The following is an 18,497-nucleotide window of genomic DNA, read 5'->3' on the forward strand; positions in this document are numbered from 1 at the left end:
CTCCCGACTCCCGACTCCCGACTCCCGACTCCCGACTCCCGACTCCCGACTCCCGACTCCCGACTCCCGACTCCCGATGAACTGCCGCCCCGCCTGCGCTGCCTGCTGCATTGCGCCCTCGATCTCCAGCCCGATTCCCGGCATGCCCGGCGGCAAGCCGGCGGGGGTGGCCTGCGTGCAGCTCGACGAGGCGCTGGGCTGCCGGATTTTCGGCCGGCCGGAGCGTCCGGCGGTGTGCGGCAGCCTGCAGCCGTCGGCCGAGATGTGCGGGGACTCGCGCGAGCAGGCGATCCGCTGGCTGACCCGGCTTGAGGAGGCCACCCGCTGAGCTGGCGGTGTGCGGGGAATGTCGTGCAATCCGGTTGAAGCTGCTGCAGGACTTGGAGGATTCAGTCATACAGACCGATGTATGTCAGAAATAAAGAATAAAATGCTGATGCGGGCCTGATTGTTGGTCTATGATCCGGTGCGTCGAAGAATTTCCGGAGTGATGTGCTGGATGTCGGGGAAAAAGGCGCCGGATTGTCGTCAGCCACCTGAGCGCGCCTTGCCGCCCGGCGTGCGGGCGGACGCTCGCCAGGAGGGTGGTCAGAGAGGCCGGGCCTGCAACACAATGCAGGTTGCGCGCAGGCCGCGCGGACTGACGCCTTCCGCTTCCCTCCCCGGAGAATTTCATGCACATGCTTGACCCGATTGATCTGGCCATCCTTCAGGCGCTTCAGGATGACGGCCGCATGACCAATGTGGCCCTCGCAAAACACGTCGGACTCAGCGCCACGCCCTGCCTCGAGCGGGTGAAGGCGCTGGAAGCCAAGGGCTATATCAGCGGCTATGCCGCCCGGCTGGCCGCGTCGGAACTCGGCCTGGGCCTGACCGTGTTCATCCAGATCCAGCTTGAGCGCACCTCGGAAGACGCCTTCCAGGCGTTTCGGGATGCGATCGAAAACATTCCGGAGCTGCAGTCCTGCCACATGGTCACGGGCGGCTTCGATTACCTGCTGAAGGTGCGCGTGCCCGACATGGACGCTTACCGCAGCTTTTTCGGTCAGGTGCTGGGCAAGGTGCCGGGCATCCGCGAAACCCACAGTTACCCAGTCATGGAAGAGATCAAGGACTCGTCCGCAATCAGCCTGGCGCATCTGCGCGAGGCCTGAGCGTCGTCGGGTCCTGCGTGCTTCCGCCATCCGGAAACCTGCCGCATGAACCCGACACTCCAGCACCTGCGCGCGCGCATCACCGAATACACGCGGCGCGACGAAGCCGCCTGCACTGCCGAACTGGCCGCTGCGCTGCAGGCCGCAGCGCCTGATCCGCAGGCGGTTGCCGCCCGGGCCCGCGAGCTGGTGCAGGCCGTGCGTGCCCAGCGCAGCGGCGCCAGCGGCGTCGATCACCTGATGCACGAGTTCTCGCTTTCGAGCGAGGAAGGGGTGGCGCTGATGTGCGTGGCCGAGGCGCTGCTGCGGATTCCGGATGCCGACACGGCCGACCGCCTGATCCGCGACAAGCTCAGCCGCGCCGACTGGCGCCAGCATCTGGGCCACAGCACCTCGCTTTTCGTGAATGCCGCGACCTGGGGCCTGATGATCACCGGCAAGCTGGTGGCGACCCGCAGCGAGGAAGCGCTCGGCAATGCCTTCGGCCAACTGGTGGCGCGCTGCGGCGAGCCGGTGATCCGCAAGGCCACCGCACTGGCCATGCAGCTGCTCGGGCGTCAGTTCGTGATGGGCGAGAACATTGCCGCCGCGCTCGAACGCAGCCGTGCCAATGCGGCGCGCGGTTACACCCATTCCTTCGACATGCTCGGCGAAGCCGCACTCACCGCGGCCGATGCGGACCGCTTCCTGCGCGACTACACCGACGCCATCCACGCCATCGGCCAGCACTCGGCCGGCGCGGGTCTGTATGCCGGGCCAGGTATTTCGGTGAAGCTCTCGGCCCTGCATCCGCGCTACACCCGCAGCCAGCAGGCGCGGGTAATGAATGAGCTGCTGCCCCGCCTCACACAGCTCGCGGTGCTGGCCAGAAGTTACGACATTGGCATCAATATCGATGCCGAGGAAGCGGACCGGCTGGACCTTTCGCTGGATCTGCTCACTGCGCTGATGCAGGCGCCCGAACTCTCCGGCTGGGGCGGGCTCGGCTTCGTGGTGCAGGCCTACCAGAAGCGGGCGCCTCGCGTGATCGACCATCTTGTGGCACTGGCCCGGGCGAGCGGGCGCGGGCTGATGATCCGGCTGGTCAAGGGTGCCTACTGGGACAGCGAGATCAAGCGTGCGCAGATCGACGGGCTAGACGATTACCCGGTCTTCACGCGCAAGCTGCATTCCGATCTCAGCTATCTCGCCTGTGCGGCCCGCATGCTCGATGCGGCGGAGGTGATCTATGCGCAGTTCGCCACCCACAACGCCCACACGCTGGCCGCGGTGGCCCGGCTCGCGCAGGATCGCGGCGTGAGTCACTACGAGTTCCAGTGCCTGCATGGCATGGGCGAACCGCTGTATGACAATGTGGTGAAGCCCGGCGAGGCCGGCGGTCGTTGCCGCATCTATGCGCCGGTGGGCAGCTATGAAACGCTGCTGCCCTATCTCGTCCGCCGCCTGCTCGAGAATGGCTCCAACAGTTCCTTCGTGAATCGCATCGTCGATGAGCGGGTGTCGATCGACAGCCTGGTTACCGACCCGCTGGCGCAGGTGCTCAGCGAAGGCGGCGACCGCCATCCCGGCATTCCGCTGCCGTCGGCACTCTACGGTCCGGAGCGGCCCAACTCGCGCGGTCTGGATCTGGCTGACGAAGCCGTGCTCGCCCGGCTCGACCAGCAACTGGCGCTGCTCGCGACCCGGCAGTGGGACGTGCGGCCGCTGATTGCGCAGGAGGCAGGTGCCGACGGCGCCGCGCGCGCGATCCTGAATCCGGCGCGTCATGAGGATTGCGCAGGCCGGGCGGCAGAGGCCACGCCGGCGCAGATCGCCGCGGCGCTCGACGCGGCAGCGGCGTTCGCGGCCGACTGGCATGCCACGCCGGTGGCGGCCAGGGCTGCGATGCTGCGTGAGGCGGCCCGGCGCCTCGAGGCGGAGGCCGTTCCGCTCATCAGCCTGTGCATCCGCGAGGCCGGCAAGACGCGCGCCAATGCGGTGGCCGAGCTGCGCGAAGCGGTCGATTTCTGCCGCTATTACGCCTGCCAGATCGAGCAGTACGGGCCGGCCGCCGAGGTGCCGGGGCCGATCGTGGCGATCAGCCCGTGGAACTTTCCGCTCGCCATTTTCATCGGGCAGATCAGTGCGGCCCTGGCTGCCGGCAGCCCGGTGCTGGCCAAGCCCGCCGAGCAGACGCCGCTGATGGCGGCTTTAGCCGTGCGCTGCCTGCATGAAGCCGGCGTGCCGCGCGCCGCGCTGCAACTGCTGCCCGGCGCTGGCGAGCAGGTGGGCGCTGCACTGGTGGCGGACCCGCGTGTGCGCGGCATCCTCTTTACCGGCTCGACCGAGGTCGCCCTGCAGATCCATCGCGTGGCGGCAGCGCAGCCGCAGCCGGTGCGGCTGATCGCGGAAACCGGCGGGCAGAACGCGATGGTCGTGGATTCCTCCGCGCACCTCGAACAGGTGGTGCAGGACGTGCTCGCTTCCGCCTTCGATTCCGCCGGCCAGCGCTGCTCCGCCTTGCGCCTGCTCTGCGTGCAGGAGGAAGTGGCCGAACGGCTCGAAACCATGCTGCGCGCCGCCATGCGCGAGCTCAGGCTCGGCGACCCCGCTGCGCTGTGCACCGATGTCGGTCCGGTCATCGACGCGGAAGCCCTTGCGCGGCTCCAGCGGCATGTCAATGGAATGCGCGAGGCCGGGCACGAGGTTTTCCAGCTGCCGCTGCCGGAAGGCTGCGCGCAGGGCTGCTTCATGCCGCCCACACTGATCCGCATTGCTTCGCCGGCCGATCTGGAAGGCGAAGTCTTCGGCCCGGTGGTGCATCTGCTGCGCTTTGCGCGGCGTCAGCTGGGGGCGCTGCTTGATCGCCTCAACGCGAGCGGCTACGGGCTTACCTTCGGGCTGCATACGCGCATCGACGAGACGGTGGATTTCGTGGTGCGCCGCATCCATGCCGGCAACGTGTACGTGAATCGGAACATGGTGGGCGCCGTCGTCGGCGTGCAGCCCTTTGGAGGCGAAGGGCGCTCCGGCACAGGCCCGAAAGCCGGTGGTCCGCTCTGCCTGGCACGCCTCACCGATGCGCCGGACATGCTGATGGCATCCACGGTGGAGGTGCCGGATGCCGCCGGCAGCTCCGTGGCGCTGGCCGAGCTTGTTGCCTGGGCCATGCAGCAGGGCAAGACAGCGCTGGCCGCGGTCTGCAGTGCGGAGGCCGCGCGCAGCCCGCTGGGCCGCGAACTGCAGCTGCCGGGCCCGACCGGTGAGCGCAACCGGCTGCGTTTCGCCCCACGGGGCAAGTTCTTCTGCGTCGCGGAGGATGAAGACGCGCTGCTGCTGCAGATTGCCGCCTTGCTCGCCACCGGCAACACGCCGGTGCTGCGTGACAGCGAACTCGCCCATGCGCTGCGCCAGCGCCTGCCCGCCGGCCTGCAGGAGTGCCTCGGTATGGCGCCGGAGCCGCTTTCGCTGCCGGATCTGGCCGGGGTGGTCTTCAGCGGTGCGCCGCTCGCAGCGCGGGAGCTCCGCATCCGTCTGGCGGCCCGCGAGGGCGCGATCCTGCCCTTCGTGACGCGTGCCGCCCAGGGCCGCTATCCGCTCTGGCGCCTCTTGCACGAGCGCGTGCTCAGCCTCAACACCACGGCGGCGGGCGGCAATACCAGCCTCATGATGCTGGGCGGCTGAGGCGGCAGGCGAGGCGCCAGCGCCCGCCGGAGGTCACCCGTCGTGTGGCCTGTCACATGGGCGGCAGGACGCGGCACGTATAATCGGAAACCCCAACCTCTTTCCGGCCTGATACATGGACCTCCTGCTGCTCGTCAAAGCCGCCATCCTCGGCGTCATCGAAGGCCTGACCGAATTCCTGCCCATCTCCTCCACCGGCCACCTGATCCTGGGCAGTGCGCTGCTGGATTTCACCGGCGACCGGGCGAAGCTCTTCCTGATCGTGATCCAGTCCGCGGCGATCCTCGCCGTGGTGTGGGAGTTCCGCCAGAAGATCGCACATGCGCTGCTCAATGCCACCCGCGAGCGCAGCGCGCTGCAACTGTTCATCAACGTGGCCATCGCCTTCCTGCCGCTGGCGGTGCTGGGCCTGATCTTCGGCAAGTGGCTCAAGGCGCATCTCTTCAATCCGCCGGTCGTGGCGACCAGCTTCATCATCGGCGGCCTGATCATCCTGTGGGCCGAGAAGCGTCAGAACCATGTGCGGGTCGAAACCATGGAGCAGATGGGCTGGAAGGACGGTCTCAAGGTCGGCATCGCGCAGGCTTTCGCGCTGATTCCGGGCACTTCGCGCAGTGGCTCGACCATCATCGGCGGCATGCTCTTCGGCCTGTCACGCAAGGCGGCGACCGAATTCACCTTCTTCCTCGCCATCCCGACCCTCGGCGTCGCGTCGATCTACGAGCTCTACAAGGAGCGCGCGCTGCTCTCCGCCGACGATATCGGCATGTGGGCGGTGGGCATGCTGAGTTCCTTCATCTCGGCCTTCTTCGTGGTGCGCTGGCTGATCCGTTTCGTTTCCACCCACAGCTTCCGCGTGTTTGCCTGGTACCGCATCGCCTTCGGCCTGATCGTGCTGCTGACCTGGCAGCTCGGGCTGGTGCACTGGGTGGACGTCTGAGCGCCGGCGCCTGATCCCGCAGGGCGGGGCCACCGTCCTGCGTTCTCCGTTGTCATTTTCACGACAGCTTCGCGCCTGATGTGCCGTCATGCGTGAAGCACTCCATGCGCTGCCGCATGGCCCTGCTAGCATTCGCGTCTTTAAGATTTTTAACAAAAAAAGAGGCGAAAAATCATGTGGGGAATCTTGCGTCTGTGCCTGGCGGTCATGGTCAGCATCGTGCTGGCAGCCTGTGGTGGCGGGGGAGGCGGTGGCGGCAGCAGTGGCGGGCAGGCGGATTCGAACAAGTCGTCCGGTGACTTCACGCTGTCGGCCAGCTCGCTGAGTTTTACTGCAGCCAATGCGGCCAGTCTGGTTGCAAGCCAGATGGTGTCCATGAGCAACATCGGCAGCAGCGTGGCCAATGTCGTGGTGCTGATTCCGCAGGAGGCCGCCTCCTGGCTGTCGGTGACGGTTGCGCCCGGCGCAAGCTATGCCACGGTAACGGTGAAACCTGCCGGACTCAGCGCCGGCACGCGCAGTACGACCGTGCGTGTGTCGAGCACCGACGCGGCTTACAACACCCTGGTGTCGAAGGACGTCACGGTGACCCTCACGGTGGGCAGCACCGCTTCCTCGTCGTCCAGTTCGTCGGTGCCGGCCATCGTGGCCTGGAACAGCTATGACGGCACGATGGATCCTGCCAGTTATGGCGCCCTGCATCTGGCGGGCGGCCGCCTCGGCAGTTTCACGCAGATCGATGGATCGATTGCTGACACGCTGCCGGCCTCGGCCAGCAGTTCGAGCGTCAGCAGCTCCAGCAGCACGAGCAGTTCAGCTTCGAGCTCCAGCTCCAGCGCCAGCACCGCGTATTTCATGGACTACATGACGATCAATGGCGACGGCACGCTGCGCCTCGATTCCAGCGTTGCGGCGCTGAATCGCAGCCTGATCCGGGGCGTCAACAGCAGCGTCCAGAATCCGACCTATCCCCGCAGCCTGACTTTCCTGGCGCGCGTGCTGCCGGTGGCGGGCACGACCTATGACGTCAATACACGGCTGGCCGAATTCGAGCTGGCGTTCGGCAGCAGCCGGGTGGTGCTGGTGCTGCGTGGGGACGCCAACAGCGGTAACGTCCGCCTGCAGACCCCACAGAACGGCGGCAGCGATCTGGTAGCGCAGCTCGACATGAGCCAGCCGCACATCTTCCAGGTCACGGTTGCGCTGACCGATGCGAGCTCCGGCACCATCAATGTTTATGCCGATGGCAATCCGGTGCCCATCATCGGGCCCTTCACGAGCAGTGCGCTGTATCCCACGTATGTTGTGGGCCAGGACCACATCCAGTTCGGTGACAACCGCAACGTGGCTTTCCGCAGCGATCTGGACTGGATGATCTGGACCGACACCGGTGCCTGGACGCCTGCCCAGATGAAGGGCAAGCTGCCCAGCGGACTGGGTGTAACGACCGGCTACTGATCACGCCGTCCGATCAAAACCGGAAGGGCGCGGCGCGAGTCGCGCCCTTTTTCTTTGGGGCCTGCGCGGCTTCGCGGCAGAATGCAGTCCTGTACCTTCTTCTGGTGTGGCGATGATTCTCTACCTTCATGGTTTCCGTTCCGGTCCGCAATCCCAGAAGGTGCGTTCGCTTGCCGATCGCCTGGCCTCTCGCGGGCTGGGCGAGCAGCTCTGGTGCGAGCAGCTCTCGCCGGTTCCCTTTGAAGCCATCGCCCAGGCCGAAGCGCAGATTGCCCGCTGCGCCGAGCCGCCCACGCTGGTCGGCAGTTCGCTGGGCGGTTTCTATGTAACCTGGCTGGCGCAGCGCCATGGTCTGCGCGCGGTGGCGATCAATCCCTTCGTGCCGCATGCGGCCTTCGACCAGAGCCTCTTCATCGGCGAGCACGAGATGATCTACAGCGGCGAGCGCTTCCGTTTTACCGAGGCGCATGCGATGCAGGTCGCCGCGCTGGAAGTCACGCGCATCAGCCGGCCTGAAAACGTCTGGCTGCTGGCCGAGGAAGGCGATGAGGTGCTCGATTGCCGGGTGGCGGTGGCGCGCTATGCCGGCTGCCGCCAGACCGTGTTGCCGGGGGGCGATCACAGCTTCACTCGCTGGGACGATTACCTCGACGAGGTGATCGCGTTCGCCGGCTTGGCCTGAATGCCGCCTGCCGGCCCGTGCAACCTTGTCGGCTGCGCGTGGTCCGAGCGTGCTCCTGACCGGCCACGGCTATAATCGCCGGTCGCAAACCCTGCCATCCGGATCCCATGAATGTGCTGTTTGAAGAGGACGGGTCTTTCAAGACCGGTACGATCCTCGCTGATAACGATTCCTCGCTGCAGGTAGAGACCTCCACCGGCAAGCGCGTGAAGCTCAAGTCCGCCAATGTGCTGCTGCGCTTCAACGCACCCGCCGCCGGCGAGTTGCTGCCCAAAGCCGAGGCCGAAGCGGCCGGCATGGAAACCGATTTCCTGTGGGAAATGTGCGGAGAGGATGAATTCGCCTTCGCCGAGTTCGCCGCCGATTACTTCGGCCACACGCCCTCGGCCGTCGAGGCGAGCGCCGTGCTGGTGAAGCTCTTCGCCTCGCCCATCCACTTCCATCGCAAGGGCCGCGGCCGCTTCCGCAAGGCGCCGCCCGAGATCCTGGCCGCCGCGCTGGCCGGCGCCGAGAAGAAGCGCCTGCAGGCCGAGCAGGTCGAGCGCATGAAAACCGAATTGCTGGGCGGCACGCTGCCGGCCGAATTCGTGCCGGTGCTGCAGCAGCTGCTCTACAAGCCGGACCGCAACCGGCTCGAAACCAAGGCACTCGAAGCCGCGTCCGAAGAGAGCGGCCAGTCGGTGCCGCGCCTGATGCTCAAGGCGGGCGCGATCCGCAGCACGCACGAGCTGCATCTGGGCCGCTTCCTGTTCGAGTATTTCCCGGAAGGCACTGCCTTCCCCGATCTGGTGGCGCCGCCGCTGCCCGAAGACCTGCCGCTGGCGCAGGTCGAAGCCTTCTCGATCGATGACGCCACCACCACCGAGATCGACGATGCCTTCTCGCTGGTGGCGCGCGAGGGCGGCGGCTGGACGGTCGGCATCCACATCGCGGCCCCCGGCCTGGGCATCCGCCCCGGTTGCCCGATTGATGCGGTAGCGAGAAAGCGCCTTTCCACCGTCTACATGCCGGGCAACAAGATCACCATGCTGCCCGACGGCATCGTCGAAGCCTACACGCTGGGCGCCGGTCAGGCCCGCCCGGCGCTGTCGCTGTATGTGTCGCTCAATGCGGATTACAGCATCGCCGGCATGGAAAGCCGCATCGAGCGCGTGCCGGTCGCGGCCAATCTGCGTCATCACGACATCGAGCCGGTGTTCAATGACGAGACCCTGCTTTCCGGCCTGCCGGATGCGCCCTGGATGCGCGAGCTGAAGGTGCTGTGGGAATTCGCGACGGTGCTCGAAGCCGGTCGCGGCAAGCCTTCCAGCAACCAGAACATGATGGACTTCAACTACTACGTCGACTGGTCGCGCGAAACGCCGGACGGGCCGGGCCATGTCACGATCGAGCAGCGCCGCCGCGGCTCGCCGCTCGACAAGCTGGTCGCCGAGCTGATGATCCTGGCCAACTCCAGCTGGGGCAAGCTGCTGCATGAAGCCGGCCTGCCGGCGATCTACCGCATCCAGGCCGGTGGCCGCGTGCGCATGAGCACCGCAGCCGGCCCGCACGAAGGGCTGGGCGTGGACAACTACGCCTGGAGCTCCAGCCCGCTGCGCCGCTATGTGGACCTCTGCAACCAGTGGCAGCTGATCGCCCATCTGCGCGGTGACGCTGCGCCCTTCGCTCCGGGCTCGGCCGAGCTGGGCGCGGCGATGAATGATTTCGACGTGACCTACAACGCCTACAACGACTTCCAGCGCGGCATGGAGCGCTACTGGTGCCTGCGCTGGCTGCGTCAGGAAGGCGTGAAGGACACCCCGGCCAAGGTGCTGCGCGAGAACATCACCCGCCTGGAGGCGGTGCCTTTCGTGTTCAAGCTGCATTCGCTGCCGGCAGGGGTGAATTCGAACGAGCGGATCCAGATCGGCATCGAGAAGGTGGACCTGATCGATGTGGATCTGCGCGGCAAGTATCTCGCTACCCTGGCGCCGCTGAGTACGAGCGAAGACGGGACGGGTGGCGAGGAAGAAGAAACGCCGCTCGCGTAGAATCGAGTCGCCATGTCTGCCCGTCAAACTCCCAAGCCCGCTTCGTCCCGACCTGCTTCCGGCAAGCCTGCGGCGCCCGCTGCCGCAGCGCCCGCCACCGAGCGGGTCGACGCGCCCAGGGCACCGGCCAAGCGCCCCTCGGGTCGCAAGGTCCGCCTCGGCCCGGCCGTGTCCACCCGCCTGTGGGTGCGTCATGCGCTGACGGCCGGGGTGGTGATTTCACTGGCCGCGCACGCCTTCGTGCTCTCGCTCAGCTTCACCGTGCCGGAAGGCGGCGTGAAGAAAGCGGAAGACAAGGGGCTGAAGGTCGTTCTGGTGAATGCGCGGCACAAGAAGGCGCCGCATGATGCGCAGGCGCTCGCCCAGGCCAATCTCGACGGCGGCGGGGATCAGAGCGACCAGAAACACATGACCAGCTCGCCGCTGCCGCCGCAGGAAAGCTCGCGTGACGGTGATGCGCTGGTCGAGCGCAGCCAGCGTGTGCGCGACCTCGAAGCGCGTCAGCGCGAACTGCTCGCCGTGGCACAGGGCAGCAAGAACAAGGTCGCCGCCGAGCGCCAGACCCAGAGCGCCGAGAAGCCGGTCGAAGCGCCGGCCGAGCGCGGTCTCGACATCAACTCCGCGCGGGCCATCGCGCGTCAGGAAGCCATCGTTGAACGCATGGTGACCGATTACGCCGCCCGCCCGCGCAAGGGCATTGCCGGGCCGCGCACCAAGGAATACAAGCTGGCACTCTATGCCGAAGCCTGGCGCGAGAAAGTCCAGCGCATCGGCGAACTGAACTTCCCGCGCGACGCCAAGGGCGCGCTCTACGGCAGCGCCCAGGTGAGTGTCGAGATCAAGCCTGATGGCACACTGGCCGCGCTGGACATCACCCGGCCCAGCCCGAATCCGAAAATCAACGAAGCGGCGCTGAACATCATCCGCCGCTCGGCGCCCTTCGCCCGGATCCCGGACGAGGTCCGCAAGGACTACGACATCATCGTGATCGTGCGCACCATGAACTTCACCCGCGAGGAAATCGGGCTCGGCAACTGAGGCCCGCATCCTGCGGCACCGCAAGGATTTTTCCGGTCATGAACCTGCCGCGTCTTCTTTCCGTCATCGGCCTGTCGGCGCTGCTGGGTGCGCCGGCCCTGGCCCAGACCGATCCGGCCGCCGCCACGCCTGAAAACCCCCGCACGGCCTACATCACCATGCGCACCGATGTGCGCGCGCTCCAGCTCTATCGCGAAGCCTGCCTGCAGCAGATCGCGGCGGTGGCGCGCGATGCGCTGCCGCGTGATGCCGAAGGCCGCGTACCGCCGGGGCACATGCTGCTTTCGCTGGAAATCGCCGAAGACGGTCGCCTGGTTTCCGCCGAAGTGCTGCAGCCAGCCAGCAGCCGTCAGCTCACCGCCTCGGCGCTCGATGCGGTGCGTCGTGCCGCGCCCTTCCCGCCGCTGTCGACTGCGCTCCGCCGCGAGTTCGACCGCGTCGTGCTGACCCTGCCGCTCGACTTCGGCCGTTGAGCGAGGCGGCTGCCGTGGTACGCGGGCAGCCCGCTCTGGAAGGATTGCGCAGCCAGGCCGCGGCGGCGGTGGTCGCCCTGCACGCCGCAGCACTGCAACTGGGCCTCACCCCGCGCGCCGATAGCCCCGACTGGTGGGCCGCCAACCTGCTCGATTCCGCCACCCGCTGGTGCGTACCGGTTTTCGTGATGATCAGCGGCGCCTTGCTGCTGGGCCGCGCCGATCCGCCGGCAGACTTCCTGCGCCGGCGCCTTGGCCGGCTCCTGCCGCTCCTGCTCGTCTGGAGTCTGCTCTATCTGGGCCTGCAGGCCCTGACCACGCCGGGCTGGCAGCCGGCCCATGCCTGGCAAGCCTTCCTGCGCGGCACGCCCTGGTACCACCTCTGGTATCTCTGCATGCTGCCGGGGCTCTATCTGCTGATGCCGCTGCTGCAGCGGCTGCTGACCGGGTTTTCGGGCTGGAAGCTGCCGCTCGTGGCGATCCTGCTGCTCAGCCTCATCAGCTGGATGCTGCCGCCTGCCGCTTCGGCCTGGTGGCGCGCGCCGGCTTTCCTGGCGCCCTGCGTCGCGGGCCTCCTGCTGCAGCGCGCCTGGCTGGCGCATGAGCCGGTCCGCCGGCTGAGCACTGCGCTGGCCTGGCCGGTGTTCGGACTGACGACTGCGGGCATCGCGCTGATGGCGGCCCGTGGCGACAGTGCTGTCGCCTATGACTACGCCAATCCGCTGGTCCTGCTGCAGGCCGCGGCAGTATTCCTGCAGGGGCTTGGCGGCACGGGCCGGTGGCGGCAGAAGCTGGCGCCCTTGAGTCTGGGGATCTATCTGATCCATCCGGCCATCCTGCTGGCGCTCACGCCCTGGCTGGGCGGCGGCGGTGTCCTCCGCCTGCTGCCGCTGGCCCTGCTGACCTTCGCCCTGTCGGCGCTGCTGACCGCAGGTCTCCTCCGCCTGCCAGGCAGTCGTCGCTGGCTGGCCTGAACACCCTCTGCGGCAGATCAAAAAACCCTGCTCGCGCCTTCAAGCCCGGCCCGGTGTGGACGTAATCAAGGGTTCGGGCACCGTCGCTTGCGTGCCCGGCGATCAATACGGGGAATCAGATGAACTTGAGCATCACGCAACGCCTGCTCCTGCTGAGCGGCGCTTCGATCCTGGCTTTGCTGCTGGTCCTGGGGAGTGGCTACTTCGCCGCCCGCGCGCCGCAGCAGGGCATGGCCGTGCTGGAGGGCAACACGCTGCCCAGCGTGCATCTGCTCAGCGATATCGAGCGGGATGTGCTGAACGTGCGGCGCCTGATCATCGTGCACGCGCTCGAGCTCTATGACACCAAGAAGCGCGAGCACGAGGGGAGCATGAAGGAGGCCCGCAAGCGCATCGACGAGAACCTCGACCGCTACGAAAAGGAAATGGTCCGGGATGATCATGAACGCGAACTCGCCGGCAAGGTCCGTGAGCAGATCAAGGCTTACGACCGCTTCCTGGCCGAAGTGGCGTCGAAATCGAACGACTTCGATGTCGACGGCGCGCGCGAACTCATCACCACGACCGGCGTGCCGCTGGGCAATGCGATGTCGGTCGCGCTGGACGAGCTGCGCAAGTACAACGACGAGGAAGCCGACCAGCTGCACGCCGAAACCGAAACCGCAGTGAAGCGCTACGAGCGTCTGGCCTTTGTGGTGGGCGTGATTGCGGTGGTGCTGGTGTCGGTGCTGGGCTTTCTGCTGGTGCGCAGCATCCGCGAGTCTCTGCATGCGGTGCAGGACGCGGTCGAACACATCGAGCGCGAACGCGACTTCACGCGTCGGGTCAAGGTGCTGCAGCAGGATGAACTCGGCGCGATCGGCAATGCCTTCAACCGGCTGGTGGCCCGCATGCATGACAGCCTGGTCAGCATCAGCTCCGGTGCGCAGGCCCTGGCCGCCTCGGCTGGGCAGATGGCAGGCAGCTCGGAGCAGGTGGCCCGCAGTGCTGCCGGCCAGAGCGAAGCGGCGTCCAGCATGGCGGCGACCGTGGAGGAAATGACGGTCAGCATCAACCATGTGGCCGACCGCGCGCAGGATGCCAACGCCATGACCAGCTCGTCGAGCCACCTCGCGGCGAATGGCGAACTGGTGATCAGCCAGACGGTGCGGGACATCAACGACATCGCCGAATCGGTCAATCTCGCTTCCGGCCGTATCAACGAATTCGGCCAGCATGGCGAACGCATATCGAGCGTGGTCGCGGTGATCAAGGACGTGGCCGACCAGACCAATCTGCTCGCCCTCAATGCTGCCATCGAAGCCGCCCGTGCCGGCGAGCAGGGGCGTGGTTTTGCGGTGGTGGCCGACGAAGTGCGCAAGCTGGCCGAACGCACCGCGAATTCCACCGCCGAAATCTCGCAGAGCATCGAAGCGATGCGGGGCTGTGCCGAAGCCGCGGTTGAGTGCATGGAAGAAGCGGTGCGGCGCGTGGCGGTTGGCGTGTCCGGTGCCGAGGAAACCAATGTCGCGATCCAGCAGATCCGTGCCGGCAGCGAGCAGGCGGTGCAGCGGGTGGAAGACATCGCGCTCTCGATCCGCGAGCAGGGCTCGGCCACCAACTCGATTGCCGGTCAGGTCGAGCGCATTGCCCGCATCTCGGAAGAGAACAGCGCGGTGGCCAGCCAGAGTGCCGAAGCGGCGGTCGCCCTCGACCGGCTCGCCCGCCAGATGCACGACACGGTGGCGGTCTACCGCCTCTGAGTGCTCAGTCGCGCTCGACGCGAATGCCTTCGCGCGCTTCGAGCTGATCGAAATAGTCATCCAGCCGGCGGCCCGGCTGGTCGGGGAAGATGGCGTCCAGCAGCGTCAGCTCGCGGACGCGGTCGACCCGGAAATGGCGGAAGTCGTCGCGCAGCACGCACCAGGCAATCAGCGTCCAGGAGCGTCCCCAGAAAAACAGGCCCAGCGGCCAGAGCGTGCGCTCCGAGGCTTCGCCGTTTTCCTTCACATAGGCCACCCGTACCTGCTGGCGATGACGTGTCGCCAGGCGCAGGCTGCCCAGCCAGGGCGTGCTGCCACCGAGCGGCGGGCTGAAGATCTGGGCCGCGCGCACCTCGCGCAGCAGCGGTTCGGGCAGCACATTGCGGATTTTCGCCAGCGCGGCGGCGGCCGAGGCGCCCAGCTCGGTGTCCCCCCAGGCCTGCACCATGCGGCTGCCGATCAGCAGGGCTTCGAGCTCTTCGGTGCTGAACATCAGCGGCGGCACATCGAGCCGGTAGCGCAGCCGGTAACCCACGCCGGCCTCGCCCTCGATGGGGACACCGGAGAGCGTCAGATCATGGATGTCGCGATACAGCGTGCGCAGCGAAACCTGCAGTGCATCGGCCAGCCATTGCCCGGTCGCATGGCGCCGGCTGCGCAGCAGCTCGACCAGGCGGAAGAGGCGGTCAGCCCGGCGCATGCGGGGCTCCGGCGCCGCACAGCGAGATCCGCATCCTGAAATAGGGCAGCCCTTCCTTGTGAAAGCGTGGCCCTTCCTCATGCAGGCCGAAGCGGCGGTAGAAGGCCAGGGCCGATTCGCGCGCATCACACCAGAGGCTTCGGCAGCCGGCCTCGCGCAGCTGATCGAGCAAGTGGCGCAGCACGGCGCTGCCGATGCCGCGGCGCTGATACGCGGCTGCGGTTGCGAACTTGCGCAAGCGGGCCTCGTCGCCATCGATGAAAACCGATGCAACGGAGACCAGCGCTCCGTCGACATGGGCGCCGAAGTGCAGGCCGGCCTCGTCATCATCGAGCTTCATCGCTTCGAGGCTGGCCTCGGGCCAGAGTACCTGCCGGCGCAGGGCGAGCGACGATTGCCAGGGGATGCGGCGGATGTCCATGAGAAGGCGCTTACGGGAAGATCGGCTGGAACCCGCATGATGGCGGGCTGGCGCGCGGGCCGCAATCCACGGCCTGCCCGCCGGGCTGCTGCTGGCAGACGAGGTAGAGCGCCCGCTCCGGTGCGGCCGGCGCATGCAGGCAACCGGCCGCGATGCGCCGGCTCTGCTGCGGCAGCAGCATCTCGGCACCGAGCATCAGGCGGCCTGTCAGCAGCAGGATCCACTCCTCACCCTCATGTTGATGGGGTGGCAGGCTGGCGCCCGCCGCCATGTCCACCAGCGACCAGCGGCCGACCGGACGCGTCTCGACCAGTACGGCCATCCGCACGCCCGTCCAGGGCGTGGGCCGGAAGTCGATCTCGTCCGCCAGGCGGCTGAGCGGCAATGGCTTCATGCCCGGGGCGCGTGAAGACCGACCACATTGCCTTCGGTATCCGCAACAAGGGCGATGTGGCCGATTTCATCGCTGATCTTCATCGTCGGCATCACCAGCTTGCCGCCGGCCGCTTCGAGCCGGGCGAGCACCGGTGTCAGTGACGCACCGGCGTCGAGATAGATGCGTACGCCATCGGCATGCGGGCGGGCTTCCTTCATGAGCAGCACACAGCCCCGCACATGCTCGCGCTCGCCGGGCCAGATCGCCATGTCGGGGAAGGCGTCTTCGATCTTGAGGCGGATGCCGAGCAGGGTTTCGTAGAAACGGATGGCGCGATTGAAGTCGGTGGCGGGGATTTCGAACCAGGTAATGGCGTGCATGCTGTGCTCCCTGAGCGGTGGTTGGAGCACGCATGCTGCGCCGGGCCTGCTGACAGCGTGGTGTCAGCAGGCTTTGTCATCCTGCGCTCACTTCATGAGTCTGAGCGTCTGCGGCCCGGGGTCCAGCGTGGCGCGGATGCTGCCATCGGCTTCAGCCTGCCACTGGCGTGCGCCGCTGACCGTCTTCACCGCAAAGCCGGGCCGCAACTGCAGCGTGAGGGCCCGGGGCGCGTCGAGCTGCAGCGTCATCAGCGTGGCGTCACGCTCGCCCTCCAGACTCAGCGGCGTGTCCGACTCGATGCCGACCGGGCCGGCGAGCCGGGTCGTGTCGACGAGCGCGAAGCGCAGGCGGCCGGTCTGGCGGATGAAGCTGGCTGCCATGCCCTCGAGCGCCCAGTCCGCCGCCTCGACACGCCTGACCGCTTCGTCGGCGATCAGCACGATGTCGGTGCCAGCGCGCAGCGCATGGCCCTGACGGGTCTGGATCAGCTCGGCAGGCGGCGGCGCGGCGTCGTCTTCGCGCGAAGGGCTCAGCAGCACCAGGAAGCGGGTGCCCGGTGCGGCCTCGCGCGTCTGCGCGGTGAAGTGCCATTCATCCGGCATTTTCTTGCGGTAACTCGAGGCGACCGGCGGCTCGAAGGCGCTGCTCTGGCTGAACTCAAGCTGGCCGCTGGCGGGCTGCAGGAAGCGCACAGACAGCCGGGCCGATTTCTGCGCGAGGCTCACGCTGTTGTGTGCGGCGTCCGGCTTCATCTCGCTGCGCGCATGCAGCCGCCACTGGAATTTCACGGCCGCGGGCGCGCTCGCTTCGTCGAGGATCACGAAGTAGCGGCGATCGACGAAGAACACATGGCGCAGCGCCAGCGTGGCGTTTGGCGCATAGGCTTCGGTGGCGTCGCCGCTGGCAAAGGAGAAGTGCGCGCCATCGGCAAAGCGGGTGATGCGGCCGCGTGCGCTGGCGTCCTTGATGCGCTGGCCTTCGCCACCGAAGAGCAGGGCGTTCTTGGCCTTGGTCTGACGTGTCCAGCCGACGTGGTGAGCGCTGTCGTAGAACTCGCGGTAGCCGGAGTTGATCGCCAGCGGCTCGCCGAAGGCGTTGAGCACGAAGCTGTTCTGATCCGCAAAGCCGTGGCTCGCCGAGCCCTGCGGACTGGAGCGGAAGCCCAGCATGATGTCCTGCGCCGCGTCGCCCAGCGCCGAATGCATCATGACCACGCCAATGTCATCAAAGTAGCGGCTCTGCGGCAGCGAGGCGAGGTTCGCTTCCGGCAGTGCGGCCTGCGCGGTGCGGAAGCGGGCGAGGAAGGCGTCGATGGCGTCGTAGGTGTAGTAGGGGAACTTCGTGGGCGGCTGCTGGGCTAGGCTGCGCGCGAAGGCAAGCGGATAGGGATCGCGGTTGAGCACCGCGGCTTTCTCGAGGATCAGCGCGATGCTGCCGGTCGGCGCCATGATGTTGGTGAGATCGCCGAAGAAGGAGCCGCCATAGGGCATCTGGCCATACATCGCGAAGTAGGGTGTGTTGCGCCAGAAGGGGCGCTTGAGCGGCGCATCGAAACCGAGCAGGGCCATGCCTTCCAGAAAACGCTGGTGCTGCGTGATGCCGGTGCTCCAGTAGTTCATGCCTTCGGCCCAGCCGCCGGCGTCGCCCCCCCAGACCGGGAACTGGCGCAGGTAATACTCGTAGCTCCAGGCCAGCCAGCCTGCCGCACGCGGTGATTCGTTCAGCAGCGCGAGGCCGCCCTGGCCCAGCGTGGAGATGAAGCGCATCGGGTGGCTCAGCGAGTTGTCCGGTGCGGAGGGTTGCTGCAGGCTGAATTTCGGCTGGATCTGCGCGGCGAGGAGGCTGAGCCGGGCGTCGAGCGCGGCGCGCACCGTGTCACGCTCGGCGGGGCTCAGGGCATCATGCGCCCAGTCGTATGCAAAGATCATCGGCCGCAGATGCTGGATGAAGAGTTCATCGTTCGTGCGGTAGGTGTCACGATCGATTTTCCAGCCCGCCAGATGCATCAGCCAGCGCGCGGCTTCGCGGCCCTGGGCCGCATCCTGCGTCAGCAGCCAGGCGAAGGCGTGGCGCTGCGCCATCACGCCGGCCGCATTCGCCGCTTCGTAGCCCTCGCGCCAGCGCTTCGAGCCTTCCAGGCTGCCGTTCTTCACCGCCTCCGGCTGCGGGATCAGGGCCGCTTCCTCGGGCGCCGGCAGCATCAGGCCGGCCAAGGGGGCGTTGCCGGCCTGCTGGCTGGCCAGAAAGCTGCGCAGGGCGGGCAGCTCGTCGGCCCGCAGGAGCAGGCGCGGATGGCTGGCGGGAATTTTCTGCGAGAGTTCGCTGCTGCGGCCGGCAACCAGATCGGCATCGCTGGCGGCGCCGGCAAAGGCCGACAGGCTCAGGCAACAGAGGGCCAGAAGGATTTTCATGATGTTCGATACGGAAGGCTTGAGGGAGGGCGGTCTGCATGGCCGGCTTCAACT

General features: G+C 67.1%; 16 protein-coding genes. 11 read left to right on the forward strand and 5 right to left on the reverse strand.

Annotated features, from left to right (window positions below; genetic code table 11):
- Positions 1-76 precede the first annotated feature (76 nt).
- The 11 genes from ABDB87_RS18680 (at position 77) to ABDB87_RS18730 (ending at position 14,154) form a co-directional block, all read left to right on the forward strand.
- Entirely contained in the window at positions 77-328 is a 252-nt protein-coding gene (locus ABDB87_RS18680) for a YkgJ family cysteine cluster protein (RefSeq protein ID WP_345929914.1), read from the forward strand.
- A gap of 346 nt (positions 329-674) precedes the next feature.
- The gene (locus tag ABDB87_RS18685; protein ID WP_345929916.1) at positions 675-1,154 is read left to right on the forward strand and encodes an Lrp/AsnC ligand binding domain-containing protein; all 480 of its coding nucleotides are present in this window, start codon (positions 675-677) and stop codon (positions 1,152-1,154) included.
- Between the two features lie 45 nt (positions 1,155-1,199).
- Entirely contained in the window at positions 1,200-4,817 is a 3,618-nt protein-coding gene (gene putA, locus ABDB87_RS18690; protein WP_345929918.1) for a bifunctional proline dehydrogenase/L-glutamate gamma-semialdehyde dehydrogenase PutA, read from the forward strand.
- 115 nt (positions 4,818-4,932) lie between these two features.
- Positions 4,933-5,757 carry an undecaprenyl-diphosphate phosphatase gene (locus tag ABDB87_RS18695; RefSeq protein ID WP_345929920.1) on the forward strand — a complete coding sequence of 275 codons (825 nt, stop codon included), beginning with the start codon at positions 4,933-4,935 and terminating at the stop codon, positions 5,755-5,757.
- Positions 5,758-5,931: 174 nt separating this feature from the next.
- Positions 5,932-7,215 carry a hypothetical protein gene (locus tag ABDB87_RS18700; RefSeq protein WP_345929921.1) on the forward strand — a complete coding sequence of 428 codons (1,284 nt, stop codon included), beginning with the start codon at positions 5,932-5,934 and terminating at the stop codon, positions 7,213-7,215.
- A gap of 112 nt (positions 7,216-7,327) precedes the next feature.
- Complete coding sequence (locus tag ABDB87_RS18705; protein ID WP_345929923.1) at positions 7,328-7,897, forward strand: YqiA/YcfP family alpha/beta fold hydrolase; 570 nt, start codon at positions 7,328-7,330, stop codon at positions 7,895-7,897.
- 107 nt (positions 7,898-8,004) lie between these two features.
- Positions 8,005-9,927 (forward strand): ribonuclease catalytic domain-containing protein, encoded by a 1,923-nt coding sequence (locus tag ABDB87_RS18710; RefSeq protein WP_345929925.1) that lies wholly within the window; start codon positions 8,005-8,007, stop codon positions 9,925-9,927.
- Positions 9,928-9,939: 12 nt separating this feature from the next.
- Positions 9,940-10,965 (forward strand): energy transducer TonB, encoded by a 1,026-nt coding sequence (locus ABDB87_RS18715; RefSeq protein ID WP_345929927.1) that lies wholly within the window; start codon positions 9,940-9,942, stop codon positions 10,963-10,965.
- A gap of 38 nt (positions 10,966-11,003) precedes the next feature.
- On the forward strand, positions 11,004-11,438 hold the full coding sequence (locus ABDB87_RS18720; protein ID WP_345929929.1) for an energy transducer TonB family protein: 435 nt from the start codon (positions 11,004-11,006) through the stop codon (positions 11,436-11,438).
- Between the two features lie 14 nt (positions 11,439-11,452).
- The gene (locus ABDB87_RS18725; protein WP_345929931.1) at positions 11,453-12,412 is read left to right on the forward strand and encodes an acyltransferase; all 960 of its coding nucleotides are present in this window, start codon (positions 11,453-11,455) and stop codon (positions 12,410-12,412) included.
- Positions 12,413-12,531: 119 nt separating this feature from the next.
- Complete coding sequence (locus tag ABDB87_RS18730; protein ID WP_345929933.1) at positions 12,532-14,154, forward strand: methyl-accepting chemotaxis protein; 1,623 nt, start codon at positions 12,532-12,534, stop codon at positions 14,152-14,154.
- A 4-nt stretch (positions 14,155-14,158) separates the two neighbouring features.
- On the opposite strand, the gene ABDB87_RS18735 is transcribed toward ABDB87_RS18730, so the two are convergent.
- The 5 genes from ABDB87_RS18735 to ABDB87_RS18755 form a co-directional block, all read right to left on the reverse strand.
- Positions 14,159-14,854, reverse strand: a complete 696-nt coding sequence (locus ABDB87_RS18735; protein WP_345929935.1) for a helix-turn-helix transcriptional regulator — start codon at positions 14,852-14,854, stop codon at positions 14,159-14,161.
- A complete protein-coding gene (locus ABDB87_RS18740; RefSeq protein WP_345929937.1) occupies positions 14,841-15,275 on the reverse strand; it encodes a GNAT family N-acetyltransferase in 435 nt (144 codons plus the stop codon). The genes ABDB87_RS18735 and ABDB87_RS18740 overlap by 14 nt, the downstream gene beginning before the upstream one ends.
- A gap of 10 nt (positions 15,276-15,285) precedes the next feature.
- Positions 15,286-15,669 (reverse strand): cupin domain-containing protein, encoded by a 384-nt coding sequence (locus ABDB87_RS18745; protein ID WP_345929939.1) that lies wholly within the window; start codon positions 15,667-15,669, stop codon positions 15,286-15,288.
- The gene (locus tag ABDB87_RS18750; RefSeq protein ID WP_345929941.1) at positions 15,666-16,031 is read right to left on the reverse strand and encodes a VOC family protein; all 366 of its coding nucleotides are present in this window, start codon (positions 16,029-16,031) and stop codon (positions 15,666-15,668) included. The genes ABDB87_RS18745 and ABDB87_RS18750 overlap by 4 nt, the downstream gene beginning before the upstream one ends.
- Before the next feature lie 87 nt (positions 16,032-16,118).
- Entirely contained in the window at positions 16,119-18,443 is a 2,325-nt protein-coding gene (locus ABDB87_RS18755) for a heparinase II/III domain-containing protein (protein WP_345929943.1), read from the reverse strand.
- Positions 18,444-18,497: the final 54 nt, after the last annotated feature.

Origin of the sequence: Uliginosibacterium paludis, from assembly GCF_039631355.1 — a bacterium.
Classification (GTDB): Bacteria; Pseudomonadota; Gammaproteobacteria; order Burkholderiales; family Rhodocyclaceae; genus Uliginosibacterium; species Uliginosibacterium paludis.

What these genes read in the sequence shown, in the direction of transcription:
- ABDB87_RS18680 (WP_345929914.1), top strand. Translation starts at nt 77, where the DNA reads ATGAACTGCCGCCCCGCCTGCGCTGCCTGCTGCATTGCGCCCTCGATC.
- ABDB87_RS18685 (WP_345929916.1), top strand. Translation starts at nt 675, where the DNA reads ATGCACATGCTTGACCCGATTGATCTGGCCATCCTTCAGGCGCTTCAG.
- putA (WP_345929918.1), top strand. Translation starts at nt 1,200, where the DNA reads ATGAACCCGACACTCCAGCACCTGCGCGCGCGCATCACCGAATACACG.
- ABDB87_RS18695 (WP_345929920.1), top strand. Translation starts at nt 4,933, where the DNA reads ATGGACCTCCTGCTGCTCGTCAAAGCCGCCATCCTCGGCGTCATCGAA.
- ABDB87_RS18700 (WP_345929921.1), top strand. Translation starts at nt 5,932, where the DNA reads ATGTGGGGAATCTTGCGTCTGTGCCTGGCGGTCATGGTCAGCATCGTG.
- ABDB87_RS18705 (WP_345929923.1), top strand. Translation starts at nt 7,328, where the DNA reads ATGATTCTCTACCTTCATGGTTTCCGTTCCGGTCCGCAATCCCAGAAG.
- ABDB87_RS18710 (WP_345929925.1), top strand. Translation starts at nt 8,005, where the DNA reads ATGAATGTGCTGTTTGAAGAGGACGGGTCTTTCAAGACCGGTACGATC.
- ABDB87_RS18715 (WP_345929927.1), top strand. Translation starts at nt 9,940, where the DNA reads ATGTCTGCCCGTCAAACTCCCAAGCCCGCTTCGTCCCGACCTGCTTCC.
- ABDB87_RS18720 (WP_345929929.1), top strand. Translation starts at nt 11,004, where the DNA reads ATGAACCTGCCGCGTCTTCTTTCCGTCATCGGCCTGTCGGCGCTGCTG.
- ABDB87_RS18730 (WP_345929933.1), top strand. Translation starts at nt 12,532, where the DNA reads ATGAACTTGAGCATCACGCAACGCCTGCTCCTGCTGAGCGGCGCTTCG.
- ABDB87_RS18735 (WP_345929935.1), bottom strand. Translation starts at nt 14,854, where the DNA reads ATGCGCCGGGCTGACCGCCTCTTCCGCCTGGTCGAGCTGCTGCGCAGC.
- ABDB87_RS18740 (WP_345929937.1), bottom strand. Translation starts at nt 15,275, where the DNA reads ATGGACATCCGCCGCATCCCCTGGCAATCGTCGCTCGCCCTGCGCCGG.
- ABDB87_RS18745 (WP_345929939.1), bottom strand. Translation starts at nt 15,669, where the DNA reads ATGAAGCCATTGCCGCTCAGCCGCCTGGCGGACGAGATCGACTTCCGG.
- ABDB87_RS18750 (WP_345929941.1), bottom strand. Translation starts at nt 16,031, where the DNA reads ATGCACGCCATTACCTGGTTCGAAATCCCCGCCACCGACTTCAATCGC.
- ABDB87_RS18755 (WP_345929943.1), bottom strand. Translation starts at nt 18,443, where the DNA reads ATGAAAATCCTTCTGGCCCTCTGTTGCCTGAGCCTGTCGGCCTTTGCC.